This is a genomic window from Anaerotignum faecicola (assembly GCF_003865035.1).
Taxonomy (GTDB): domain Bacteria; phylum Bacillota; class Clostridia; order Lachnospirales; family Anaerotignaceae; genus Anaerotignum_A; species Anaerotignum_A faecicola.
Genome location: NZ_BHVZ01000014.1, coordinates 393302 through 414080, shown reverse-complemented (window position 1 = coordinate 414080; position 20779 = coordinate 393302). Strand labels below are relative to the sequence as shown.

Sequence of the window (20779 nt, the reverse complement as noted above, 5' to 3'; positions counted from 1 at the left end):
CCTCTTTTAATCATCCAGAATAATAAAGCTGTAATCGCCGCCGGTGCGTTCCATGAAATAATTCCTTGCCGCAATATCAGAGGAAACGGGTGCCGCCGTCCAGTAATCTCCGTTGGAATAGGCAACATAGCGAGAGCCGTCTGTCAGGCGGAAATACGCACAGTTCGCCGTTGCACACTGATACTGAATCTGCGTTTTGCTGGTAATATAATACTTCCCGAACATTGCCGCCACTGCGCCGCCCTGCTCCGCCTTCACCAGACCGCGCCATGCCGCAAGGTTATATTTCGGCAGAACTTCCACATTAAAATCGGGAATCAGCCGATTGATGGCAGTAATGGGATAAGCATCCATCTGCACATTGGGATAGACAACCTCCCAAAAGCCATTATCATTCTTCAAAACATATTCCTTGATATTTGCCGTATTGCCTGTGGTGGAAAATACCACAACGGCATATTTATTATCCTTTCGGATTTCACGCACATAATAATCCGCGAAGCGCCCTTCATACAGGCAGATATAATTCAGAATCCGCCCATATTCCGCCGTTGCGGAGGACAGCCGCCCGATATTGCCATGGCTCTGGTTATATTTTGCCAGAAGCGACTGATAATCAGACTGGACAATCTGCCCCGCCTTGCCGCTCGGAGAGGCCAGCAGATATTTCCCATTCTGCTTCACTGCCGCAAATACGCCGAAATTCATATTGCCCGAGGAAACGCTTGCGCCATTATACGCCGCCAAATCCTCCCCATCAATCAGCAAGAGCTCAAATCCGGACGTATCCAGACCGCTTTCCAGATAGCCCTCCTTCACCAGCATGTCCGGGGTTATGTAGCAGCCATCATAATAGCCGTAAAGCTTGCCGTTTTTGCTCATCCAGCCGCGTTTCGCGCCGTTGACCTTATAATCCTGCTGTGCCGCCGCGGCAACCGCCGTCAGAGTGTCATACACCTTGGATGCCTGCCAAAAGGGCTTATTCTGCGTGCCTTTCTTGCTGTCCGACTTTTCGTTCTTTTTTTCATCATTCTTGGCCTTTTCAGCCGCCTGCTTTTCATCGGCTTTATCCGTTTTTCCACCCGGCACGATAATCTCCGTTGTGCCGCCCTTTCCATCCGCAGCATCTGCATCGGGGGGAAGGGGACTGCTCAGGTTGCAGCTGCTCATCAAGAACACGCAAAAAGCCAGAAGCAGGCAAAAGATACCTTTATTCCTCACGGTAATCATCCTCTTTATCCTTGATTGCATCAAAAACAGAACAGAGCTCTTTTTCGTGTGCCTGCAGGATTTTTGCAAGCTTTTCTTCCATGGCATCCTGATCATCAATAAAGGGGAACCCGACAATCCAGACAGGGTCGCAATGGCCCTCCTCCTCTATGATGGTATCCACCAGAGCACCTACAGGTTCCGTATCGTAATAATCAAAAACCGCTTCGTATTCCCAATCCTCAAGCTCTCTGTCGCAGCTTAAGCGAAGCACAACCTCGTTACTCTTGACATAAATGCTCCAGATCAGCTCTGCCCTTTCGGGAACGGAATAGGAGCCAAGCTCCTGATCCAGAAAGCCGGTTTCTTCATCCTTCAACATGATCACGATTGTTGTTTCTTCCATAAATGTTCTCCTTCATTCACAATGATACCCACAGTTATCTGTTCAGTATACTACAAAACCCGCTTTCTTGCAACAAATCCCACAATTTCACAGGTCTATCCCCTCTGACGAAAATTTCTCAGCTTTGTTCCCGTTTTATTTCAGAATTTCGGGGTAGGGAATAAATTCCTTCGGGGGATTTTCGTGCGCGCCCAGCATTTTTTCCATCCAGATCATGCCGAGCCACTGCTCCAGCTTATAGGCGCAGTCAGTGAATTTCCCGACCGCACGATAGCCCATTTTTTCATGGAAGGCAATGCTCTGCGGATTCGGATAAGCAATGCAGGCATTGACATTCTGCACATTCTGCTGCTTCAGCGTTTCCTCCAGCCTTTCATACAGCAGCCTGCCGACACCGCGCCCACGCACCCCGCGTTCCAGATAAACTGTTGCTTCCGCAGACCAGAGATACGCCCTTCTGGGATGAAATGCAGAGGCATAGGCATAGCCGATGATTCTGCCGTTTTCCACTGCCGCAAAATAGGGATATGCCTGCAGGGTATTGCGGATGCGTTCCCGAAATTCCTCTACGGTCGGAACGGTATATTCATAGGTGACGAAGGTATCGGTTACATAGGGGGCATAAATGGAAAGCAGTTTCTCTGCATCTGCCTCGGTTACGGGTCTGATTGTGATTTCCTCTATATTTTTCATAGAACTTCTCCTTTGTATATGAAGCAGTATATGAAGCAGGAAAGACTGCCCCATAAAAGAGCAGGCGTTCCCGTTTTATTTCGCGATTTCCTTCCAGAAGCTTTCTGCCTCAAAATGAGCATCCAGACCCAGATAATCGGAAATGGTCTGCCCCAGATCTGCGAAGGTCTTTCTGACACCAAGGTCAACGCCTGCCCTGATGGGCTTGCCGTAAGCCAGAATGGGGACGTATTCTCTGGAATGATCGGTGCTGGGTGTGGTCGGATCGCAGCCATGGTCTGCCGTGATAAAAAGCACATCCTCCTCCTTCAGCTGTGCCAGAATTTCGGGCAGCCTGCTGTCGAAATATTCCAGTGCGCCCGCGTAGCCTTCTACGTCGTTTCTGTGCCCGTAAATCATATCGGTATCCACCAGATTGGTGAACAGCAGTCCTTCAAAATCGTCTTTCAAGAACTGAATGGTCTTTTCAATGCCGTCGTGGTTATTGGTGGTATGGTCGGTACGGGTCATGCCGCGATGCTCGAAGATATCCTCGATTTTTCCGACAGCCACAACCTCCATGCCCTTCGCCTTTGTGAGGTCGAGAATGGTCGGGCCTGTCGGCTCCAGAGAAAAATCCCTTCTGTTTTTGGTGCGGGTGAAGCCATCCTTTGCATTGCCGATGAAGGGACGCGCAATGACACGCCCAACGCCATACTTCCCTGTTAGGATTTTTCTTGCCTTTTCGCACATTTCATACAGCTTTTGGACAGGAATGACATCCTCATGTGCCGCAATCTGGAACACGCTGTCCGCAGAGGTATAGACGATGGGGTAGCCTGTTTTCATGTGCTCCACGCCTAAATCCTGAATGATGACCGTACCGGATTCGGCATAGTTGCCGAGTGTTTTTGTGCCGATTGCCGCTTCAAAGGCATCCATGACCTCCTTGGGGAAGCCTGTTTCTGTAAAGGTCGGGAAGGGTCTTTTGGTGATAATGCCTGCCATTTCCCAATGCCCTGTTGTGGTATCCTTGCCGATGGAGCGTTCTGCCATTTTGCCGTAGCAGCCCTTCGGTGCGGCAACCTCGCCAAGAAGCGAGATATCCTTGCCTTGGATATCCCCAAGACCTAAGGCGCAGAGGTTTGGCAGGCTCGTCTGCGGACGCACCTTCTTGATATTGACCAGGGTGTTACTGCCAACATCCCCAAAATCCGCCGCATCGGGCAGTTCGCCAATGCCAACGCTGTCCAGTACAATAATAATCGCTCTTTTCATGCTTAACCCTCCTGTCTGATGGTTTTCAAAATCAAAGGTGTCTGCTCTGTCAGCGGTGCAGCCTCGATTGTGATGGCCTTTTGCAGGAAATCCGCCGCACTCTGACATTTTTCTCTGCGCTTACTATATACCACCGCCAAGGTTTCACCTGTTGCAATTACATCACCTGTGCGTTTTTTCATGACAATACCTGCGCCAAAATCCAGCGTCTGTCCCTTGAACATCCGCCCTGCGCCAGTTTCCTGCGAGGCTCTGCCAATCATGGCTGTATCCATACGGGTAAGATACCCCGATTTCGTTGCTTTTACTTCCCATTTTTCCTCTGCCAGAGGGAGCAGGCTATAATCCGCAATGACGCGGACATCGCCGCCCTGCTGTATCAGCAGCTCCTTAAATTTTGCAAGCCCCTTGCCATTTCTGATATTCTCGAGCAGAAGTGCCTTGCCCTCCTCCTCACTCTGCACGCGCTCCGCCAGAAGGAGCATATTCGCGCCAAGCGTCAGAGAAACCTCAAGCAAATCGCCGCCGACATTGCCCTTCAGCACCTCGATGGCTTCCATTACCTCAAGGCTGTTGCCGATATACATGCCCAAGGGCTGTGCCATACTGCTGATAACCGCCGTTACCCTTCTGCCGACATGCCTGCCCATATCTGCCATAATGCCTGCAAGCCTTTCTGCATCCGCCGCATTTTTCATAAAGGCACCACTGCCGCATTTCACATCCAGTACGATTGCATCCGCGCCTGCGGCAATTTTTTTCGACATAATGCTTGCCGCAATCAGAGGGATGCTATCCACCGTTCCTGTGACATCGCGGAGAGCGTAAAGCTTTTTATCCGCAGGCGTAAGATTATCCGTCTGGCTCATCAGCACGATGCCGCTTTCCTTCGCAAAGCGCAGTGCTTCCTCCTCTGTCACATCCACCCGAAAGCCGGGGATGGATTCCAGCTTATCAATCGTGCCGCCGGAAAAGCCAAGCCCCCGACCGCTCATTTTTACCACAGGCACACCCACAGATGCAACCAAGGGCGCAAGAATCAGCGTTGTGGTATCCGCAACACCGCCTGTGCTGTGCTTATCCACCTTACAGCCTGCCAGAGCGGAGAGGTCAAACATACCGCCCGAATGCGCCATTTCCATGGTCAGCTGTGCCGTTTCTTCCGTATCCATGCCCTTCAGAAAAATTGCCATCAGCAAGGCGGAAATCTGATAATCGGGCAGAGTGCCATCCGTCACGCCCTTCACAAAAAAGGCAATTTCTTCTTTTGTCAGCTTGCCGCCGTCTCTTTTTTTGATGATGCTATCTACAAAATTCACGCAGGAATCCTCCCTTCGGATCGAACCTTTCTTTTTTTCCTATTTTACCATAAAAAGAAGTAAATGACGATAAAATTCCTATCTGCTTTGTATAAAATAAAAAACTGCTCCGAAGTCTCCCTCAAAGCAGTCTTATTTCCAAGTAATTTCTTTCTGAATACTCTTTTTTAGCAGGTTGCGCCGCCGACAACATCCAATCCCAGAATCTCTGCCTTTTTCTGCAGCAATTCATCGCTCAGAAGGATTTTTTCCGCGTTCGCAAAGCCAATACGATTGATGGTATCCGCAAAGCGTTCGCCGCTTTCCCCTGCGGAACGGAACAGCAGAATTGCCTTTTCCACGGTATCCAGAACCTCATTCTGATCCATAAAGATTTTATGAAGCATCTGCCCATGGGCAATCTTTTTGCCCCAGCGTCCGCCGACATAGACCTTATAGCCATCCACGCCCTCATCATTGCAATGGAAGGGACATTTGCCGATACAGCGACCGCAGTGGTTGCAAAGCTCTGCATCAATTTCCAGCTTGCCATCTGCGTTTTTCTTCGCCGCATGGATAGGACAAGCCTCCTCCAACTGGCATTTTTTGCAGGAACGGCAATCCTCGATATGATACTGCGGCACTCTTGCGCCCACGATACCCAAATCGTTCAAGGTCGGCTTGACGCAGTTATTGGGACAGCCGCCTGTTGCGATCTTGAATTTATGCGGCAGGGATACCCCACGATAGCCCTGATAGAAGCGTGTATGGATTTCATCGCTCAGCGCATAGGCATCATACAGACCATACTGACAGGTGGTTGCCTTGCAGGAAACCACAGGACGCACCTTGCTGCCTGTACCGCCGACGGAAAGCCCTGCCTTTGCCAGATGCGCGCAGAAGGCATCAATATCGTGATAAGCAATCCCCGAAACCTCAATCGTCAGACGGGTGGTCATCATCATGTGTCCATCACCATAAAGCCTTGCCGCTTCCGCAATGACACTTGCTTCCTCCGTGGTAATGCGTCCGTTTCTGGTGATGACGCGAGCGTTGAACAGATTCGTGCCCTTATGCTGCAAAAAGCCCATGCCCTTTACGCGCTTGATATCCTCGGGGCGCAGGGTACAGCCCTCCGCAGGAGCCTTGCCCTCCAGCTTATCAATAAATTCCTCCAGTGCCTCTGCGGTCAGCTCCACCGCATCCCGACAGCGTTTGCCCTCTGTTTTATACTTCGCCGCAAGAGGGGCACATTCCGTTGTGCCGAGCGCCAGCTTTTGTTCAAATGCGGCAACAAAATCCGCGCAGATTGTCTTTAAATCCTCTCTCGTGCCGTATTTGCTGCTCAAGACACCGATGGCACCGGAAAGCGCACCACAGGTGCCGCCCATACCCATGCCGGTGCGGAAGCCTGCAAACAGCTTCGTTGCTTCTTCTGTCATGCCAAGATGATATGCTTCATTTGCCGCAAGCAGAATGGCCTCTGCGCAGCTTTTATCCTGCACAAAATAATACTGTCCTGCCTTTTCCTTCAGCATCAATAATTCCTCCTTCATCTCTCCGAAAAATCAAATTCTCTCTCTTTTTCTCAAAATTTTTCTCAAAATGTCACTTGTTCTTCATTATATGCCCTTTTCTGGCGGAAAGCAAGAATTTCTCCCCTGCGAAGTCAGGCTGTTTTGGGACAGAAAAAAAGGATATTCCGTTTGGAATATCCCTTCAGATCTGTTGAAAAAATTACAGGCTGTTTACCAGTCTTGTCAGAGAAGATTTCTTTCTTGCTACTGCATTTTTGTGGTAGATGCCTTTGATGTATGCTCTGTCGATTGCAGATACTGCGTTTTTCAGAGCAACAGCTGCTGTTTCCTTATCGCCTGCATTTACAGCAACGATTACTTTCTTCATAGCTGTTTTCACCTGAGATTTAATCATTTTGTTTCTCAGTGTTTTTTTGTTAATCACTTTGATTCTTTTCTTAGCAGATTTGATATTAGCCAATGTTATTTCCTCCTAATTACTTTAATGTGGTTTTCTCTGTCGATATTTTGGGGAATATCGCTCTTTCCTCTTACTATTAACCACCTTGAGGGCATGCTCCCTCCGACACGGCTTGGGGCTTTTTTTCCACTCTCTCGAGTACCCCATGGTTAACTTAACGGATATATTTTACCTTATGGAGCGAAATAAGTCAATGAATACTTTTCAAAACTACGAAAAAAATAATGAAAAACCCTAGGAAAATACAGAAAGGCAGTGAAAGCATGAACGAAAAAGACGAAAAAAAAGCGCCGCAGACGTTTTCTGTCCGCACAGACCTTGCCATTGAGGCACGGGAGCTGGCGCAGAAGGACACCACGGATACCCTTGAGGGCGTAGCGGTGGAAACGGATGAGCAGGCAGACTATTCCCTCACCCATGTGCACATTCTCTCTCCTGAAGGAAGCGCGCGCATGGGCAAGCCGATGGGGCATTATATTACACTGGAATCGGAAAAGCTAAAGGAAAATGATGCAGATTGTCACGAAAAGCTGATTGGGCTTCTGGCAGAGCAGATTCGCTCTCTGGCAAAGCCGAAAAGGGAGGATTGTATTCTGGTAATCGGGCTTGGTAATTGGAACATCACACCCGATGCACTCGGCCCGAAGGTAATTTCCAAAATTCTGGTGACGCGACACCTCAGCGGCACACTTCCTGCAGAAATCGAGAAGGCTGTACGCCCTGTTGCCGCCGTCAGTCCGGGGGTAATGGGGATTACGGGGATAGAAACAGGAGAAATCGTAAAGGGGATTGTGGATAAGCTGCACCCCTCCCTGCTGATTGCGATTGATGCCCTTGCCGCACGCCGTTCCAACCGCATTAACGCCGCCATTCAGATGAGCGATACCGGCGTTGCGCCGGGCGCAGGGGTCGGCAATCGGCGGATGCTGCTGGATGAGGCACATCTGGGGATTCCCGTGATTGCGATTGGCGTACCGACTGTGGTGGATGCCGCAACGCTTGTAAATGACACAATGGACTGTATTCTGGAGGAAATGATTCGGCAGACAGAAAAGGGAACGGCGTTTTACGAGACGCTTGCCGATTTGGAGCAGGAGGAAAAATATCAGATGATTGCCGAAATCCTTGGGCCATATACAGGCAATCTGTTCGTGACACCGAAGGAGGTGGATGCCGTTGTGGATCGTCTGGCAAACATCATTGCCAACAGCATCAACATTGCACTGCACCCCGGTATTACGCTTGAGGATATCAATAAATACGCATGGTAACGCCACAGAAAGCAGCGAAAAAGGAGCCGTAACGGGGGTATCCCCACTGCGGCTCCTTCTTCTATGTATTTGCACTTACCGATTGCACCAAAGCCTTTTTCGCCTGCAAAGGGTCTGCTGATTATTCTATGCCAAGACAGCCGCCCCTTTGCACACCATTTTCCGATCCTTCGCTTTGGTGTATCTACCTGTACCACAAAGGTTCCGACGGATGCGTTTGCCCAACTTATCACATTCCGCCTGTTGGGATTTCTGCGCGCAGCTGTGCCCCTCTTTCATTTCCACATTTTTGTCCCGCGTGCAGAGATTCCGTTCTGATAGATTTCCCCTGAAAAATATCCCATAACAGCAATTTCTCAGCCTGTACCAAAAAACTCCCTCCCCTCCATGCTTTTTACATTTCGCTTTTTACATTTCTGCTATGGGTACTGTTCATCTGCACCTGTTCCCTCCCGCAGGAAAAATACCCCTTTTCCTCTGCGGACAAATGCACGCAACTGAACTCTATCTTCCTTTATTTTACAAATTTTTCCGCTTTTATGGTATATCACGAAAGGGACATTTTTTATCTTTTTCTTAACGCAACCGTCCCCTTAGACTGGAACGGCGGTCGATATTCAATTTTCGGAACACAATCTTCAGATGATTCTTGACCGTACCCTCTGAAATATGCAGCATTTCGGCAATTTCTCCGTTGCGAAGTCCTCTTGCCGCAAGCTCCGCAATTTCACGCTCCCGTTTGCTGAGCGGCTCCTCCCATTCATTCTCCTGCTTGGGAATGAACGCCTTCCATTCCGGCACAGCAGGGATATTCTGTATCGGCAGGCTACGGATTTCCTGAATGACAGCGGCATATTTTCTGGAAACAGAGGGCAGATAAAACAACGGCTCCAAATATTCGCGGAAATAAGCCGCAAACGAAAGCACCTGATCCCGTTCTGCCAGGGAAAGCGTAAATTCCAGATGCTCCGCCGCCTTTCGGCTGCGTCCGATGGCAAAATAGCAAAGCGCCAGATTGGTATGGATAAAAAGCTGGGACGGAAGGGCAATCAGCCTTGCATCCACCTTCAATGCTACCTCCAGAATCCCAATCGCCTTATGATAATTCTTCTTCAGAATAATTCTTGGAATACGCACGCCCTTGATGGCACTGTTTGTAAAATTCAAATCATACAGCCGATTGGATGCCGCTTGCAGGCGTTTTCGCAATCTGCTCTCCTTCGGCTGCAGCATAGCAAAATAGCTCTGTACCGTTTCCTTCATGCACACATCCAGAAAGCTATCCTGCAGGAAGGCATAGGTATGCGCAGGGTCCTCCAGATAGTCCAAGATCCGCTTCCATGCCTCCAAATCTCCGCGATAGACTGCATTGGTGCCAAGAAGCAGCGCCGCACCATAGGTCACGCAGGCATTCTTTCTTTGCAGAGACGCATACAACGCCTGATAGCCATAGATTTCCGCATCGGCGAAGCGCCCCTGCGCACAGCAGACCTCGCCCCGATACAGCTCCGCCGCACCGCTGCCATGCCCTGCCGTCAGGGAATTATACAGCTTCATGACGCGTTCCAATGTTTCTGCGGTTCGTTCCAGTTCACCCGGCTTTGTATAGAACAGCCGCCACATGGAAATACTGCCGAACAAAAACGGTTCTCCCACCGTAAAGATAACAGATGGCGCTGTCATCAGGCGTTTTGCCCGCTGATAATGCTGTTCCATTTTTTCCAGATTGGGGAAATCCTGAAAGGCGGCAATCAGCTCCCATTCTCCCAGAAGATTGGGGTCATTCCCATCACAGATGATGCCCTTCGCTTCCTCCAGAAGCTGTTGATATTCCGTAAAAGCGGCATCGGCAAAAAGCGCATAGCAAAGCCGAAGAAGGGATAAGGGATACCTCTGCTTCGTTTCCATCGGGCAATGTCTCAGAATCTCCCCTGCAATTTCCGTATAGGAAAGCTTATCGAATTTTTCGAATAGAAGCCCTGTCAAATCGCAGGAAAGAATTCCCGCATAATCCAGAACCTTATAGAAGGCGGCAACGGCTTTTTTCGTCTCCCCATGCTCCCGATACCAGCAGCCACAGCGATGATAGCTGTCCCACTGCGTCAGAAAGGACGCATTATGCAGGCGATAAAGCAAAAACTTCCGCAGCAGCGCACAGAGGCAGTACCTCTGCTGCTCCGCATCATAGTACAGCAGGGGCAGACTATAAAACCACTCGCCCATCTGCTGCAAATCCGCAATGTCCTCTGTCAGCGCGCGCACCATTTCTACATCTACCGTTTCAAATTGCGCAAGACGCAGCAGCGCCTTTTTAAGGATATCCTCCTGCCTTCTCCAGAATAAATCCTCCATCAGACGGCTCAGCTTTTTCCATTCCACCTCTTCGCAGCCGTTTTGCAGATACAGCGAAACAACCGCCGCCCAACCGCCTGTTTCCTTCTGAATATGTATCGCCTGCTTTTCCGTAAGGGAAATGCCCAGCTCCTCTGCAAAGCAGATAATATCCTCTTTTCGCAGGAAAAAATCCTTTTTGGAAATATAACAGACGTGCATCAAATCCTGTATCGGCAGCTGCCAAAAGCTGCGAGAAAGAAAAATAACATGCACAGCGGTACCCTTCAGGGCAGAAAGCAGCTGCAAAACGGAAAACGGGAACTGCGCCGCAATCACCTGAAAATTATCAATCATCAGATAAAGCGAGGATTCCTCCGCAGGCTTTGCATGCACCAAAGGCCCGTTTTCATGATATAAATCGAAAATCTGCTGTGCCAGAGCAGAGTCCTTCTGTGCAATCTGGCGCACGAGCCAATCGCAGCAGACTGTGGCATCCTGCGCATTATGCCAGCGCAATGCCCCATACGGCACATCTCTGAGGGCATGCTTCAGGGCGGTTGTTTTTCCATAGCCGGCAGGTGCTTCTACAAGCGTCAGCGGCACGGTATGCAGCCGTTCCAGCTGGCACAGCAATCTTTCAGAAAAATAAATCGTTTGCAAATAAATCCCCCCTCCCCTTTTCTTGGCATCAGTATACCAATTTTTCACAGATTGTGCAAGAATCCCCGGAAAAGCACAAAAAAACGCCATGCGGCTTTTTCGTTTCCGCACAGCGTTTTCATTGCTTTTCTTTTTATACTTTTTAAATCATTGTTGCCGCTTCAATCAGCTTCAGCTTCATTGCACTCAGCTTATCGGAAAGGTCAACCGGCACAATATCGGGGTTTTTCAGACGTTTCTGTTCTTCCCAGAGGGTATCCTTTTCTCTGTTGCAGTATGCCTGAATGTCCATTGCCTTGGGGCATTCATACACCAACTTACCATCCACAAAGATGGGAACAAGCAGTTCGCGAAGCGTGAAGCTGCCGGCAGGCAGCTGCATGCTTTTCCATTTTGCATTCGTATCATAGATATACAAATCGGAATCCTCTGTGAATTCTTCTTCCTCCAATGCCAGAAGGTCAGCCTTAATCTTGCCTGTCTTTTTATCATAAATACGGATAATTTTCTTGATGCCGGGATTCGTTACCTTCTCTACATTATTAGACAGCTTAATCTTAGGTTCAAAATCACCGCTTTCGGTTTCCTCTGCCGCCAGCTTATACACACCGCCAAAGGCAGGGCAATCGTCAGAGGTAATCAGCTTTGTACCAACGCCCCAGAGGGTGATGGTTGCGCCCTGCAGCTTCAGGCTTGTAATCAGATTTTCATCCAAGTCACTGGAGGCAGAAATGACTGCATTGGGATAGCCTGCCTCATCCAGCATCTGTCTTGCTCTCTTGGAAAGATATGCAAGGTCACCGCTGTCAAGACGGATACCATAGCCTTTTTCGGGCAATGTGCCCGCCGCCTTCATTTCATCAAACACCTGAATGGCATGGGGAACACCGCTTTTCAGTGTATTATAGGTATCTACCAGAAGGATGCACGCATCGGGGAACAGATTTGCATAGGTGCGGAAGGCTGTCAGCTCATCGGGGAAACTCATTACCCAGCTATGCGCATGGGTACCCTTTACGGGAACATCATACAGCTTGCCTGTCAGCACGTTGCTTGTTGCCACACAGCCGCCGATGACTGCCGCTCTTGCACCGACCGTACCTGCATCGGGACCCTGCGCACGGCGCAGACCAAATTCCAGAACGGGGTCGCCCTGTGCTGCGTGTACTACACGGGAAGCCTTTGTTGCAATCAGGCTCTGGTGGTTGATGATGTTCAGCAGTGCGGTTTCAATCAGCTGTGCCTCAATGATGGGGGCCTTGATACGCATCAGCGGCTCATGCGGGAATACGATGGTTCCTTCGGGAACGGCATAAACCTCGCCCGTAAAGCGGAAGCTTCTCAGGTAGTCAATGAAGTCCTCAGAGAAAAGATTTAAGCTTTCCAGATATGCAATATCCTCCTCTGTAAAATGCAGCCCATCCAGATATTCAATCGCCTGCTGCAGCCCTGCGGTAATTGCAAAGCCGTTGCCGCTGGGGTTCTTTCTATAGAACAGATCGAATACGACCTTTCTGTTATATGCGCCTGTTTCATAGTAGCCCTGCATCATGGTCAGCTCATATAAGTCTGTCAGCAGTGCAAAGTCTCTACCTTTCATTTTAAAATCTCCTTTTCGGTGTTACAGGATGTCCGGTTTTCTTATTTTTTCTGTTTTCTGCACCCTGTCAAGATAATATTTACAAAAGCAGAACCGTGCGTGGTTCTGATTACCAATTATACATAGTTTTTCTCGGAAAATCAAATTTTTTAACTGTCTTTACATGTAAATTTACACATTGTATGCAAAAATCACGTTTTTTTCGCGTTTTTCCCTTATTTTCTCTTGAAATTTCGGTACTTTTGTATACAGTTTTCATGAATACACCATTCTTTTGGTTTCTTTGCAAAAAATGCTTTACAAGTTTTTGTACGCATTGTATAATACACAGGTAAATACGAAAAAACACTATGAAGGAGACAGTATGTATCCTCAGCTTGCCTGCAGAGAGTCGGGGGCTTGGTGGGAGCCCGATGACAAGGAAGATACAGAAAATCACTCCGGAGTGGCAGTCCGAACCGTTCTTTTGCTCAGTAGGCTCTGCCGTAGCCCGCGTTAAGGGAAAGCATCATGATGGTGATGTCAATAAGCTGGGCGGCATTTTGTGCCGTCAATTCAGGTGGTACCGCGAACTCTTTCGTCCTGTAGGGATGAAAGGGTTTTTTTATTTACAAAAAAGCGAAGAATGCAAGGCAGGAATAAATTTTCATAAGCTTGCTTATCCGAAAATTTATTATGACTTATTTGCGAAGCAAATCTACCGAAAATCCGAAGGATTTGAGGTACATTCGAGCTTTGAGGTATATTCCAGCTTTCTCCGCGGTCTCTCCGATTTTCATATCGACAGTAAAACAGCGGCAAAAACCGCACCATCATAAACCATACGGAAGATAAAGCAAAAAAAGTACAAAAGACAAAAATTTCAGAGGTATCAGAAAAACACAAAGGAAAAAAGAACAAGCTACGAGAGAAACACACTTTGAAAGGTAAATCATTTTTAAGGAGGAATTGAAATGTACGACAAGGTACCCAATAACATGAACTTCGTTGAAAGAGAAGTACAGGTTGAAAAGTATTGGAAGGACAATGACATCTTCGGCAAGAGCATCAAGGCAAGAGAAGGCGCACCCGTTTTCACCTTCTATGACGGCCCCCCGACAGCAAACGGCAAGCCCCATATCGGTCACATCATCACCCGTGCGGTAAAGGACTTAATCCCCCGCTACAAAACCATGAAGGGCTACAAGGTTCTGAGAAAGGCCGGCTGGGATACACACGGTTTGCCTGTTGAACTGGAGGTAGAAAAGACACTGGGTCTGGATGGCAAGGATCAGATTGAAGGCTACGGCGTAGAGCCCTTCATCGAAAAATGTAAGGAAAGCGTATGGACATACGAACAGGAATGGCGTTCCATGAGTGACCGTGTCGGCTTCTGGGCGGATATGGATCATCCCTATGTCACATACCATAATGACTATATCGAATCCGAATGGTGGGCACTGAAGCAGATCTGGGACAAGGGTCTGCTGTATAAGGGCCACAAGGTTGTTCCCTACTGCCCTCGCTGCGGCACAGCACTTTCCTCTCACGAGGTTGCACAGGGCTATAAGGATGTAAAGGAAACCTCTGCCATTGCAAAATTCAAAATGGAAGGCACAGAAAACACCTACTTCCTTGCTTGGACAACAACCCCTTGGACACTGCCCTCCAACGTAATTCTGTCCGTAAATGCAAACGAAACCTATGTTAAAGCAAAATATCAGGATTATTATGTAATCATGGCTGAGGCACTCTTGGACAGCGTTCTGGGCGAAGGCAATTATGAAGTCGTAGAATCCATGAAGGGCGGCGATCTGGAATATGTAAAATATGAACCCCTGTTCGATTTCCAGCCCAACGGCGAGGACTTCAAGGGCTACTTCGTAACCTGCGATGATTATGTAACACTGACAGATGGTACCGGTATCGTTCACACTGCGTATGCGTATGGTGAGGATGACTACCGTGTATGTAAAAAATATGATGTAACCTTCTATCAAAATGTTGACACCACAGGTCACCTGAACAGCCTGGCAGGCCCCTTTGAAGGTCTGTTCGTAAAGGATGCCGATCCTGTTATTCTGAAATATATGGAAGAAAACGGCACCTTATTTGCAGCACTGCCCTTCGAACATAATTATCCTTTCTGCTGGAGATGTGACACACCTCTGTTGTATTATGCAAGAAGCACATGGTTCATCAAAATGACTGCACTGAGAGATAATCTGGTGCGCAACAACAGAACAATCAACTGGTATCCCGACAACATCAAGGAGGGTCGTTTCGGCAACTTCCTGGAAAACGTTATCGACTGGGGTCTGTCCCGCGAAAGATACTGGGGTACTCCACTGCCCATCTGGGAATGTGAATGTGGACACAGACACACCATCGGCAGCATTGCAGAGCTGAAGGAAATGTCTCCCGACTGCCCCGACAATATCGAACTGCACAAGCCCTTCATCGATGCGGTACACATCACCTGCCCGAAATGCGGCAAGCTGATGACAAGAGTGCCTGAGGTTATCGACTGCTGGTTCGACAGCGGCTCCATGCCCTTCGCACAGTGGCACTATCCGTTTGAAAACAAAGATATCTTCGATGAAAACTTCCCCGCAGACTTTATCTCCGAGGCAGTTGACCAGACCCGTGGCTGGTTCTATACTCTACTGGCTGTCAGCACACTGCTGTTCGATAAGGCTCCCTATAAGAACTGCATCGTTCTGGGACATGTGCAGGATAAGGACGGTCAGAAGATGTCCAAGCATAAAGGCAACGTTGTTAACCCTTGGGATGCACTGAATAAGCAGGGTGCCGATGCGGTTCGTTGGTACTTCTACGCAAACTCCGCGCCTTGGCTGCCCTCTCGCTATTATGATGAGGCTGTATCCGAAATGCAGAGAAAATTCATGGGTACGCTGTGGAACACCTACGCTTTCTACATCCTGTACGCAGAAATCGACCAGTTCGATCCTACAAAATACACACTGGATTATGAAAAGCTGGCTCCCATGGATAAATGGATTCTCTCCAAGCTGCAGACACTGAATAAATTCGTGGATGAATCTCTGGAGGGCTACAAGCTGACAGAGCCTGCCCGTGCAATGGTTGATTTCTTGGATGACCTGTCCAACTGGTATGTAAGAAGAAGCCGTGAGCGCTTCTGGGCAGAAGGCATGGAGCAGGATAAAATCAATGCTTATATGACACTGTATACCGTTCTGGAAACCATGGTAAAGCTGGCTGCTCCCTTCACCCCCTTCATCACAGAGGAAATCTACGGCAATCTGGTGAAGAAGGTGGATGCAAGCGCTCCCGAATCCGTTCACCTCTGCGATTGGCCTGCATACCATGCAGAATGGGTAGATGCTGATTTGGAAGAAAACATGGACTTCGTTTTGAAGGTTGTTGTAGAAGGCCGTGCGGCAAGAAACGCAAGCGCAATGAAGAACAGACAGCCTTTGGCTATGATGTATGTAAAGGCAGCACAGAGCCTGCCCGCAGAATACTGCGACATCATCAAGGACGAGCTGAATGTAAAGGCAGTTTCCTTCACAGATGACGTAGAAGCCTTCACAACCTACACCTTCAAGCCTCAGCTGAGAACACTGGGCAAGAAATACGGCAAGCTGGTGCCTGCCATCGGTGCTTATCTGAAGGAGGTAGAGGGCAACAGCTTCATGGCACAGCTGAAGGCAGACGGCAAGGTTTCCTTCACCGTAGACGGCAGCGAGGTTGTTCTGGAAATGGATGATGTTCTGGTTGATACCGCAGAAAAGGACGGCTTCGTATCCTCCGGCGACAACAACCTGACCGTTGTTCTGGACACAAACCTGACACCCGAGCTGGTGGAAGAAGGCTTCGTGCGTGAAATCGTTTCCAAGGTACAGACCATGCGTAAGGAAGCTGATTTCAACGTAACAGACCGCATCCGCGTTTACTATGACGGCAACGCAAGGATTGCAGAAATCCTTGCTGCAAATGACATCAAGGGCGATGTACTGGCAGTTGAGGTTGTCGCAGGCAAGGGCGGCGAGCTGAGCAAGGAATGGAATATCAATGGTGAAAAGGTAACACTGGGTGTTGCAAGAGTATAAAGCATCATAAAACATAAAAAAATCCCGAAGGAAATTTCCTTCGGGGTTTTTTATGCTCCGGATTATTGATTTGCAGAAATGCTTTCTGCGCTCTTTGCTTCTTCGGGAATGGTGATTTCCTTAACTGCGTTGAACTGGCTGCAAACCATGGAAATGCTTGTTTTTTCCACCTTTACGGCAGAGGACGCATCCGTACTGCCAGCAGCTTCCATCGCCTTATCCATGATTTTCTGCATTACCTCAGTCAAGTTCATTTCATATTTCAGCACATAGCCATCCGCATCAATCCAGAGCGTCAGGGGAAGGCTTTTCACCGATTCGGTAAGGGCTGCAAGCTGTTCCTCTGTGACACCCATTGCCGCAGCGGTTTCTGTCATGCCGCTTTCCGCAAGCACCTTTTGCAGAACATCTTTTTTCAGTGTACCTTCGATTTTTGTTGCTTCGGTATCATTGATTTTTTCTGTTGCGGTTGCGGAAAAATCGGCTAAATTGCTCAGATAGAGTGTCACATTTTCCTCCGCGTTATACTGTGCAAGACCTCCAAGCTCCATCGTCTGGCTATACCATGTATCCGCCGCCAGAACATAGGTGCGCAGCTTGCCATCCTCCTCCTCGGCGTACATCTGCATGTTCTGCGCTTCTGTGCCATCCTCCAAGGTTGCGGAGAGGTTCATCTGCATTCGCAGGGGATTCTGCTGTGTCAGAATTTTAGCGACTGTGGTGGTTTCCGCGGTTTCCTCGCCCATGGACATATCCATTTCCATCGTCATTTCCGCTGCCATGCTTTCCACTGTTGCCATGGTTTTCTGCGAAAGCGTCAGCAATTCCTTTGTTTCCTCCGCACTCAGTACAGTTGTGCCGCAGCCTGCCAAGGTCAGCACTGCCGCAAGCGCCGCCGCCAAAAGCTTCTTCGATTTCATTTCTGTTTTCTCCTTTCTATGTCTCTGTGTCCTTCCTATATTATGCCTTTTTCTCTTTTTTCTTTTTCTCTTTTTCTAACGCCTTGCCGCCTGTGCAATAGGGCAGCAGGAAGCACTCCTGACATTTCGGTCTGCGTGCAATGCAGATTTTCCTGCCATGTGCAATCATCTGGGTATTGATATCAATCCATTTATCCTTCGGAACAAGCTGCATCAGGTCAAATTCAATCTTGACGGGATCTTCGTTTTTTGTCAGCCCAAGCAGGTTGGAAACGCGCTTAACATGTGTATCCACCACCACACTGGGGATATGATACCAGTTTCCGCGCACAACATTTGCCGTTTTTCTGCCGACACCCGCAAGGGCAGTCAGCTGCTCGATATCCGAGGGAACCTCTCCATTATAGTCCTGCAAAAGCTTCTGACAGCAGGCAATGATATTCTTCGCCTTATTATGATAAAAGCCTGTCGAGTGAATATCCTGCTCCAGTTCCGCAAGGTCTGCCTGTGCAAAGTCCTTGACAGAGGTGTATTTCTTGAATAAATCCTTCGTTACAAGATTCACTCTGGCATCGGTGCATTGTGCGGAAAGCATGGTTGCAATCAGAAGCTGCCATGCGTTTTCGTGGTCAAGATAGCATTTTGTCGGACCGTAATGCTCGTGCAAAAGCTCTAAAATAATTGTTACCTTTTCTTTTTTTGTCATGCGTCCTTCTCCTTCCCGAAATAAGAATATTTCCCGAAATTTCCCGAGAAATATTTCCCTTCCTCTCTGTTTATCTGCAAAAGCGGTCGGCTTTTTTCTCTCTTTTCCTATCCTATCAAACCATCCCACTTTTTGCAACGCTGTCGGTGCAGGAAAATTTTCTTTTCCCCTGTCTGTGTCTTCCCTGCATTGACAAACCCATTTGGGTATACTATCATAAGAACGAAGGGAGGGACAGGAATGGAACAGAATATTCTGAAAAATGCAGCTTTGAAATCCACAAAAAAGCGGCAAGTACTATTGCTTTTATTGCAAAAGCAGGCGCGCCCCATGACGGCAGAGGAACTACACGCCTTAGCCGAGCCGATTCTTCCCATGAATGTTTCCACCGTTTACCGCACGCTGAACACGCTGACGGAAAAGAAAATTCTCATCCGCTCTGTCCGGCAGGATGGGAAGGCATATTATTCCTTAGCAAAAAAGGATCATTCGCACCGTCTGGTCTGCGACCTCTGCGGCAAGGTAATTCCTGTGGATACCTGCCCACTCAGTGAATTAGAGGAAACCCTGCAGCAGAAAACGGGATTTCGGATTACGGGACATTCTCTGGAATTTACGGGACTCTGCCCCGAATGCAGCAAAAAGGATACTGACGAAAAATAAAAAAGCCTTTACAAGAAGTCACCCGACCTCTTGGAAAGGCTTATTTTTTATTCTGCCCAGCGTCCCAGCTTACGGAAGCGCTGATATCTTTCTTCGGAAAGCTCTTTTCCTGTTTTTTTCGACCATCCCTTTAAATCAAGGATGAGTTTTTCCTTCATTTCCTCGCACATTCTTCCGAAATGCACAAAGTCCTCAGGAATAATTTCTTCTGCTACGCCGAATTCCTTCATATCCTCCGCCGTAATATGCAGACATTCTGCCGCATCGGGCGCAAGCTTGGCATCCTCCCAGAGGATACTTGCACAGCCCTCAGGGGAAATAACGGAAAAGACCGCATTTTCAAGCATATACAGCTTATTCGCAACGGAAAGCCCCAAGGCACCGCCGCTGCCGCCTTCCCCAATGACAATCGTGATAATCGGCGTTTCCAGTCCCATCATCTGCATAAGGTTATCGGCAATCGCCTGTCCCTGTCCGCGTTCCTCTGCCTCCTCGCCGCAGAATGCACCGGAGGTATCCACAAAACAGATAACCGGTCTGTGGAATTTTTCCGCCTGTCTCATCAGGCGCAGTGCCTTGCGATAGCCTTCGGGCATGGGGCAGCCGAAATTGCAGCGGATTCTTTCTTCCAGATTGCGTCCGCGTTCAATGCCGATAAAGGTTGCGGGGATATCCCCCAGCATACCGATGCCGCCGATAATTGCCGCATCATCGGCATATTTTCTGTCCCCATGCAGCTCTGTCCGCTCCTGAAACAGCTTTTCGATATAGGAACGCGCCGTCGGGCGGGTCTGACTTCTTGCCGTCTGTAATTTTTCATAGGCATTCATCCGCGTCATTCCTTTCTGCCATGCTGCCGCAGCAGCTTTTCCAAAGTTCCTCTCAGTTCTGTTCTCGGCACAATGGCATCCACAAAGCCATGCTCCAGCAGAAATTCTGCCTTCTGGAAATCCTCCGGCAGCTTTTTCTTTGTGGTCTGCTCGATGACCCTTCTGCCTGCAAAGCCAATGGTTGCGTTTGGCTCGGAAAGGATAATATCCCCCAGCATAGCAAAGCTTGCCGTTACGCCGCCGGTTGTAGGGTCTGTCAGAACGGTGATATACAGACCGCCCTTTTTGCTGTGCTGCTCTACTGCACCGCTTGTTTTTGCCATCTGCATCAGGGAAAGAATCCCCTCCTGCATACGCGCGCCACCGCTTGCCGTAAAGCCGACCACAGGCAGCTCATGCTCTGCGGCATATTCAAACAGGCGAGCGATTTTTTCGCCGACAACAGAGCCCATACTGCCCATCATAAAGCCGGGCTCCATCACGAACACCGCACAGCGCTGATGGCGAATCTTGGCTGTCCCACAGACAACGCCCTCCTCCTCACCGCTGACGGCTCTGCCGCGATCCATTTTATCCTGATACCCGGGAAATTCCAACGGGTCAATCGTTTCGATATTGGAAAATAATTCGTGGAAGCTGTCCTTATCGCAAAGCGCCTTAATTCTGGTTCTTGCGCCGATGCGGAAATGATGTCCGCAATGGGGGCAGGTCACCTTCTGCTTCGCAATTGCACGTCTGGTTTCATAGGACTTGCAGATAGGGCAACGCACCTTTTCTTCTGTTATATTTTTCAGTGTGATACCGCCTTTTTCCAAAGCATTTTTGGATTTGCGGAAGTAACCCATAATGTTACTCATTTAT

16 protein-coding genes and 1 other annotated feature are annotated in these 20779 nt (G+C 48.8%); of the genes, 3 read left to right on the top strand and 13 right to left on the bottom strand.

What is annotated here, in order from left to right; genetic code table 11:
* Positions 1-6: 6 nt before the first annotated feature.
* From EJE48_RS11985 to rpsT, 7 genes are all read right to left on the bottom strand, one after another.
* Positions 7-1221 carry a hypothetical protein gene (locus tag EJE48_RS11985; protein WP_118582144.1) on the bottom strand — a complete coding sequence of 405 codons (1215 nt, stop codon included), beginning with the start codon at positions 1219-1221 and terminating at the stop codon, positions 7-9.
* A complete protein-coding gene (locus EJE48_RS11980) occupies positions 1211-1615 on the bottom strand; it encodes a DUF6762 family protein (RefSeq protein ID WP_118582147.1) in 405 nt (134 codons plus the stop codon). The genes EJE48_RS11985 and EJE48_RS11980 overlap by 11 nt, the downstream gene beginning before the upstream one ends.
* Positions 1616-1750: 135 nt before the next feature.
* Positions 1751-2308 carry a GNAT family N-acetyltransferase gene (locus tag EJE48_RS11975; RefSeq protein ID WP_118582150.1) on the bottom strand — a complete coding sequence of 186 codons (558 nt, stop codon included), beginning with the start codon at positions 2306-2308 and terminating at the stop codon, positions 1751-1753.
* A 75-nt stretch (positions 2309-2383) separates the two neighbouring features.
* Positions 2384-3565 (bottom strand): phosphopentomutase, encoded by a 1182-nt coding sequence (locus tag EJE48_RS11970; RefSeq protein WP_118582153.1) that lies wholly within the window; start codon positions 3563-3565, stop codon positions 2384-2386.
* A gap of 2 nt (positions 3566-3567) precedes the next feature.
* A complete protein-coding gene (locus EJE48_RS11965; RefSeq protein WP_124984590.1) occupies positions 3568-4884 on the bottom strand; it encodes a thymidine phosphorylase in 1317 nt (438 codons plus the stop codon).
* 167 nt (positions 4885-5051) lie between these two features.
* On the bottom strand, positions 5052-6401 hold the full coding sequence (locus EJE48_RS11960; RefSeq protein ID WP_124984597.1) for a C-GCAxxG-C-C family (seleno)protein: 1350 nt from the start codon (positions 6399-6401) through the stop codon (positions 5052-5054).
* A 199-nt stretch (positions 6402-6600) separates the two neighbouring features.
* Positions 6601-6861: a 30S ribosomal protein S20 gene (gene rpsT / locus EJE48_RS11955; protein WP_016407417.1), complete on the bottom strand. Its 261-nt coding sequence runs from the start codon at positions 6859-6861 to the stop codon at positions 6601-6603.
* A 263-nt stretch (positions 6862-7124) separates the two neighbouring features.
* Here rpsT and gpr point away from each other — a divergent pair, with 263 nt between their 5' ends.
* Positions 7125-8132: a GPR endopeptidase gene (gene gpr / locus EJE48_RS11950; protein WP_124984589.1), complete on the top strand. Its 1008-nt coding sequence runs from the start codon at positions 7125-7127 to the stop codon at positions 8130-8132.
* 576 nt (positions 8133-8708) lie between these two features.
* On the opposite strand, the gene EJE48_RS11945 is transcribed toward gpr, so the two are convergent.
* Both EJE48_RS11945 and EJE48_RS11940 read right to left on the bottom strand, forming a co-directional pair.
* Positions 8709-11126 carry a LuxR C-terminal-related transcriptional regulator gene (locus EJE48_RS11945; protein WP_160117378.1) on the bottom strand — a complete coding sequence of 806 codons (2418 nt, stop codon included), beginning with the start codon at positions 11124-11126 and terminating at the stop codon, positions 8709-8711.
* Positions 11127-11268: 142 nt separating this feature from the next.
* The gene (locus tag EJE48_RS11940; protein ID WP_016407420.1) at positions 11269-12726 is read right to left on the bottom strand and encodes a nicotinate phosphoribosyltransferase; all 1458 of its coding nucleotides are present in this window, start codon (positions 12724-12726) and stop codon (positions 11269-11271) included.
* 341 nt (positions 12727-13067) lie between these two features.
* Positions 13068-13314: a binding site (T-box leader), on the top strand.
* A 365-nt stretch (positions 13315-13679) separates the two neighbouring features.
* Between EJE48_RS11940 and ileS the strand changes: the two genes are divergently transcribed.
* A complete protein-coding gene (gene ileS, locus EJE48_RS11930; RefSeq protein WP_118582171.1) occupies positions 13680-16799 on the top strand; it encodes an isoleucine--tRNA ligase in 3120 nt (1039 codons plus the stop codon).
* Between the two features lie 62 nt (positions 16800-16861).
* On the opposite strand, the gene EJE48_RS11925 is transcribed toward ileS, so the two are convergent.
* Entirely contained in the window at positions 16862-17719 is an 858-nt protein-coding gene (locus EJE48_RS11925) for a DUF6612 family protein (protein ID WP_118582174.1), read from the bottom strand.
* Positions 17720-17759: 40 nt separating this feature from the next.
* On the bottom strand, positions 17760-18425 hold the full coding sequence (gene nth, locus EJE48_RS11920; RefSeq protein ID WP_016407423.1) for an endonuclease III: 666 nt from the start codon (positions 18423-18425) through the stop codon (positions 17760-17762).
* 240 nt (positions 18426-18665) lie between these two features.
* On the opposite strand from nth, the gene EJE48_RS11915 reads away from it, so the two are divergent.
* Positions 18666-19088, top strand: coding sequence for a Fur family transcriptional regulator (locus tag EJE48_RS11915; RefSeq protein WP_016407424.1), 423 nt, complete (start codon positions 18666-18668; stop codon positions 19086-19088).
* A 47-nt stretch (positions 19089-19135) separates the two neighbouring features.
* Here the strand turns inward: EJE48_RS11915 and accA are convergent, their stop codons facing one another.
* Positions 19136-19918: an acetyl-CoA carboxylase carboxyl transferase subunit alpha gene (gene accA, locus EJE48_RS11910; protein ID WP_016407425.1), complete on the bottom strand. Its 783-nt coding sequence runs from the start codon at positions 19916-19918 to the stop codon at positions 19136-19138.
* A 5-nt stretch (positions 19919-19923) separates the two neighbouring features.
* Entirely contained in the window at positions 19924-20775 is an 852-nt protein-coding gene (gene accD, locus EJE48_RS11905; RefSeq protein WP_118582180.1) for an acetyl-CoA carboxylase, carboxyltransferase subunit beta, read from the bottom strand.
* Between the last annotated feature and the right edge of the window lie 4 nt (positions 20776-20779).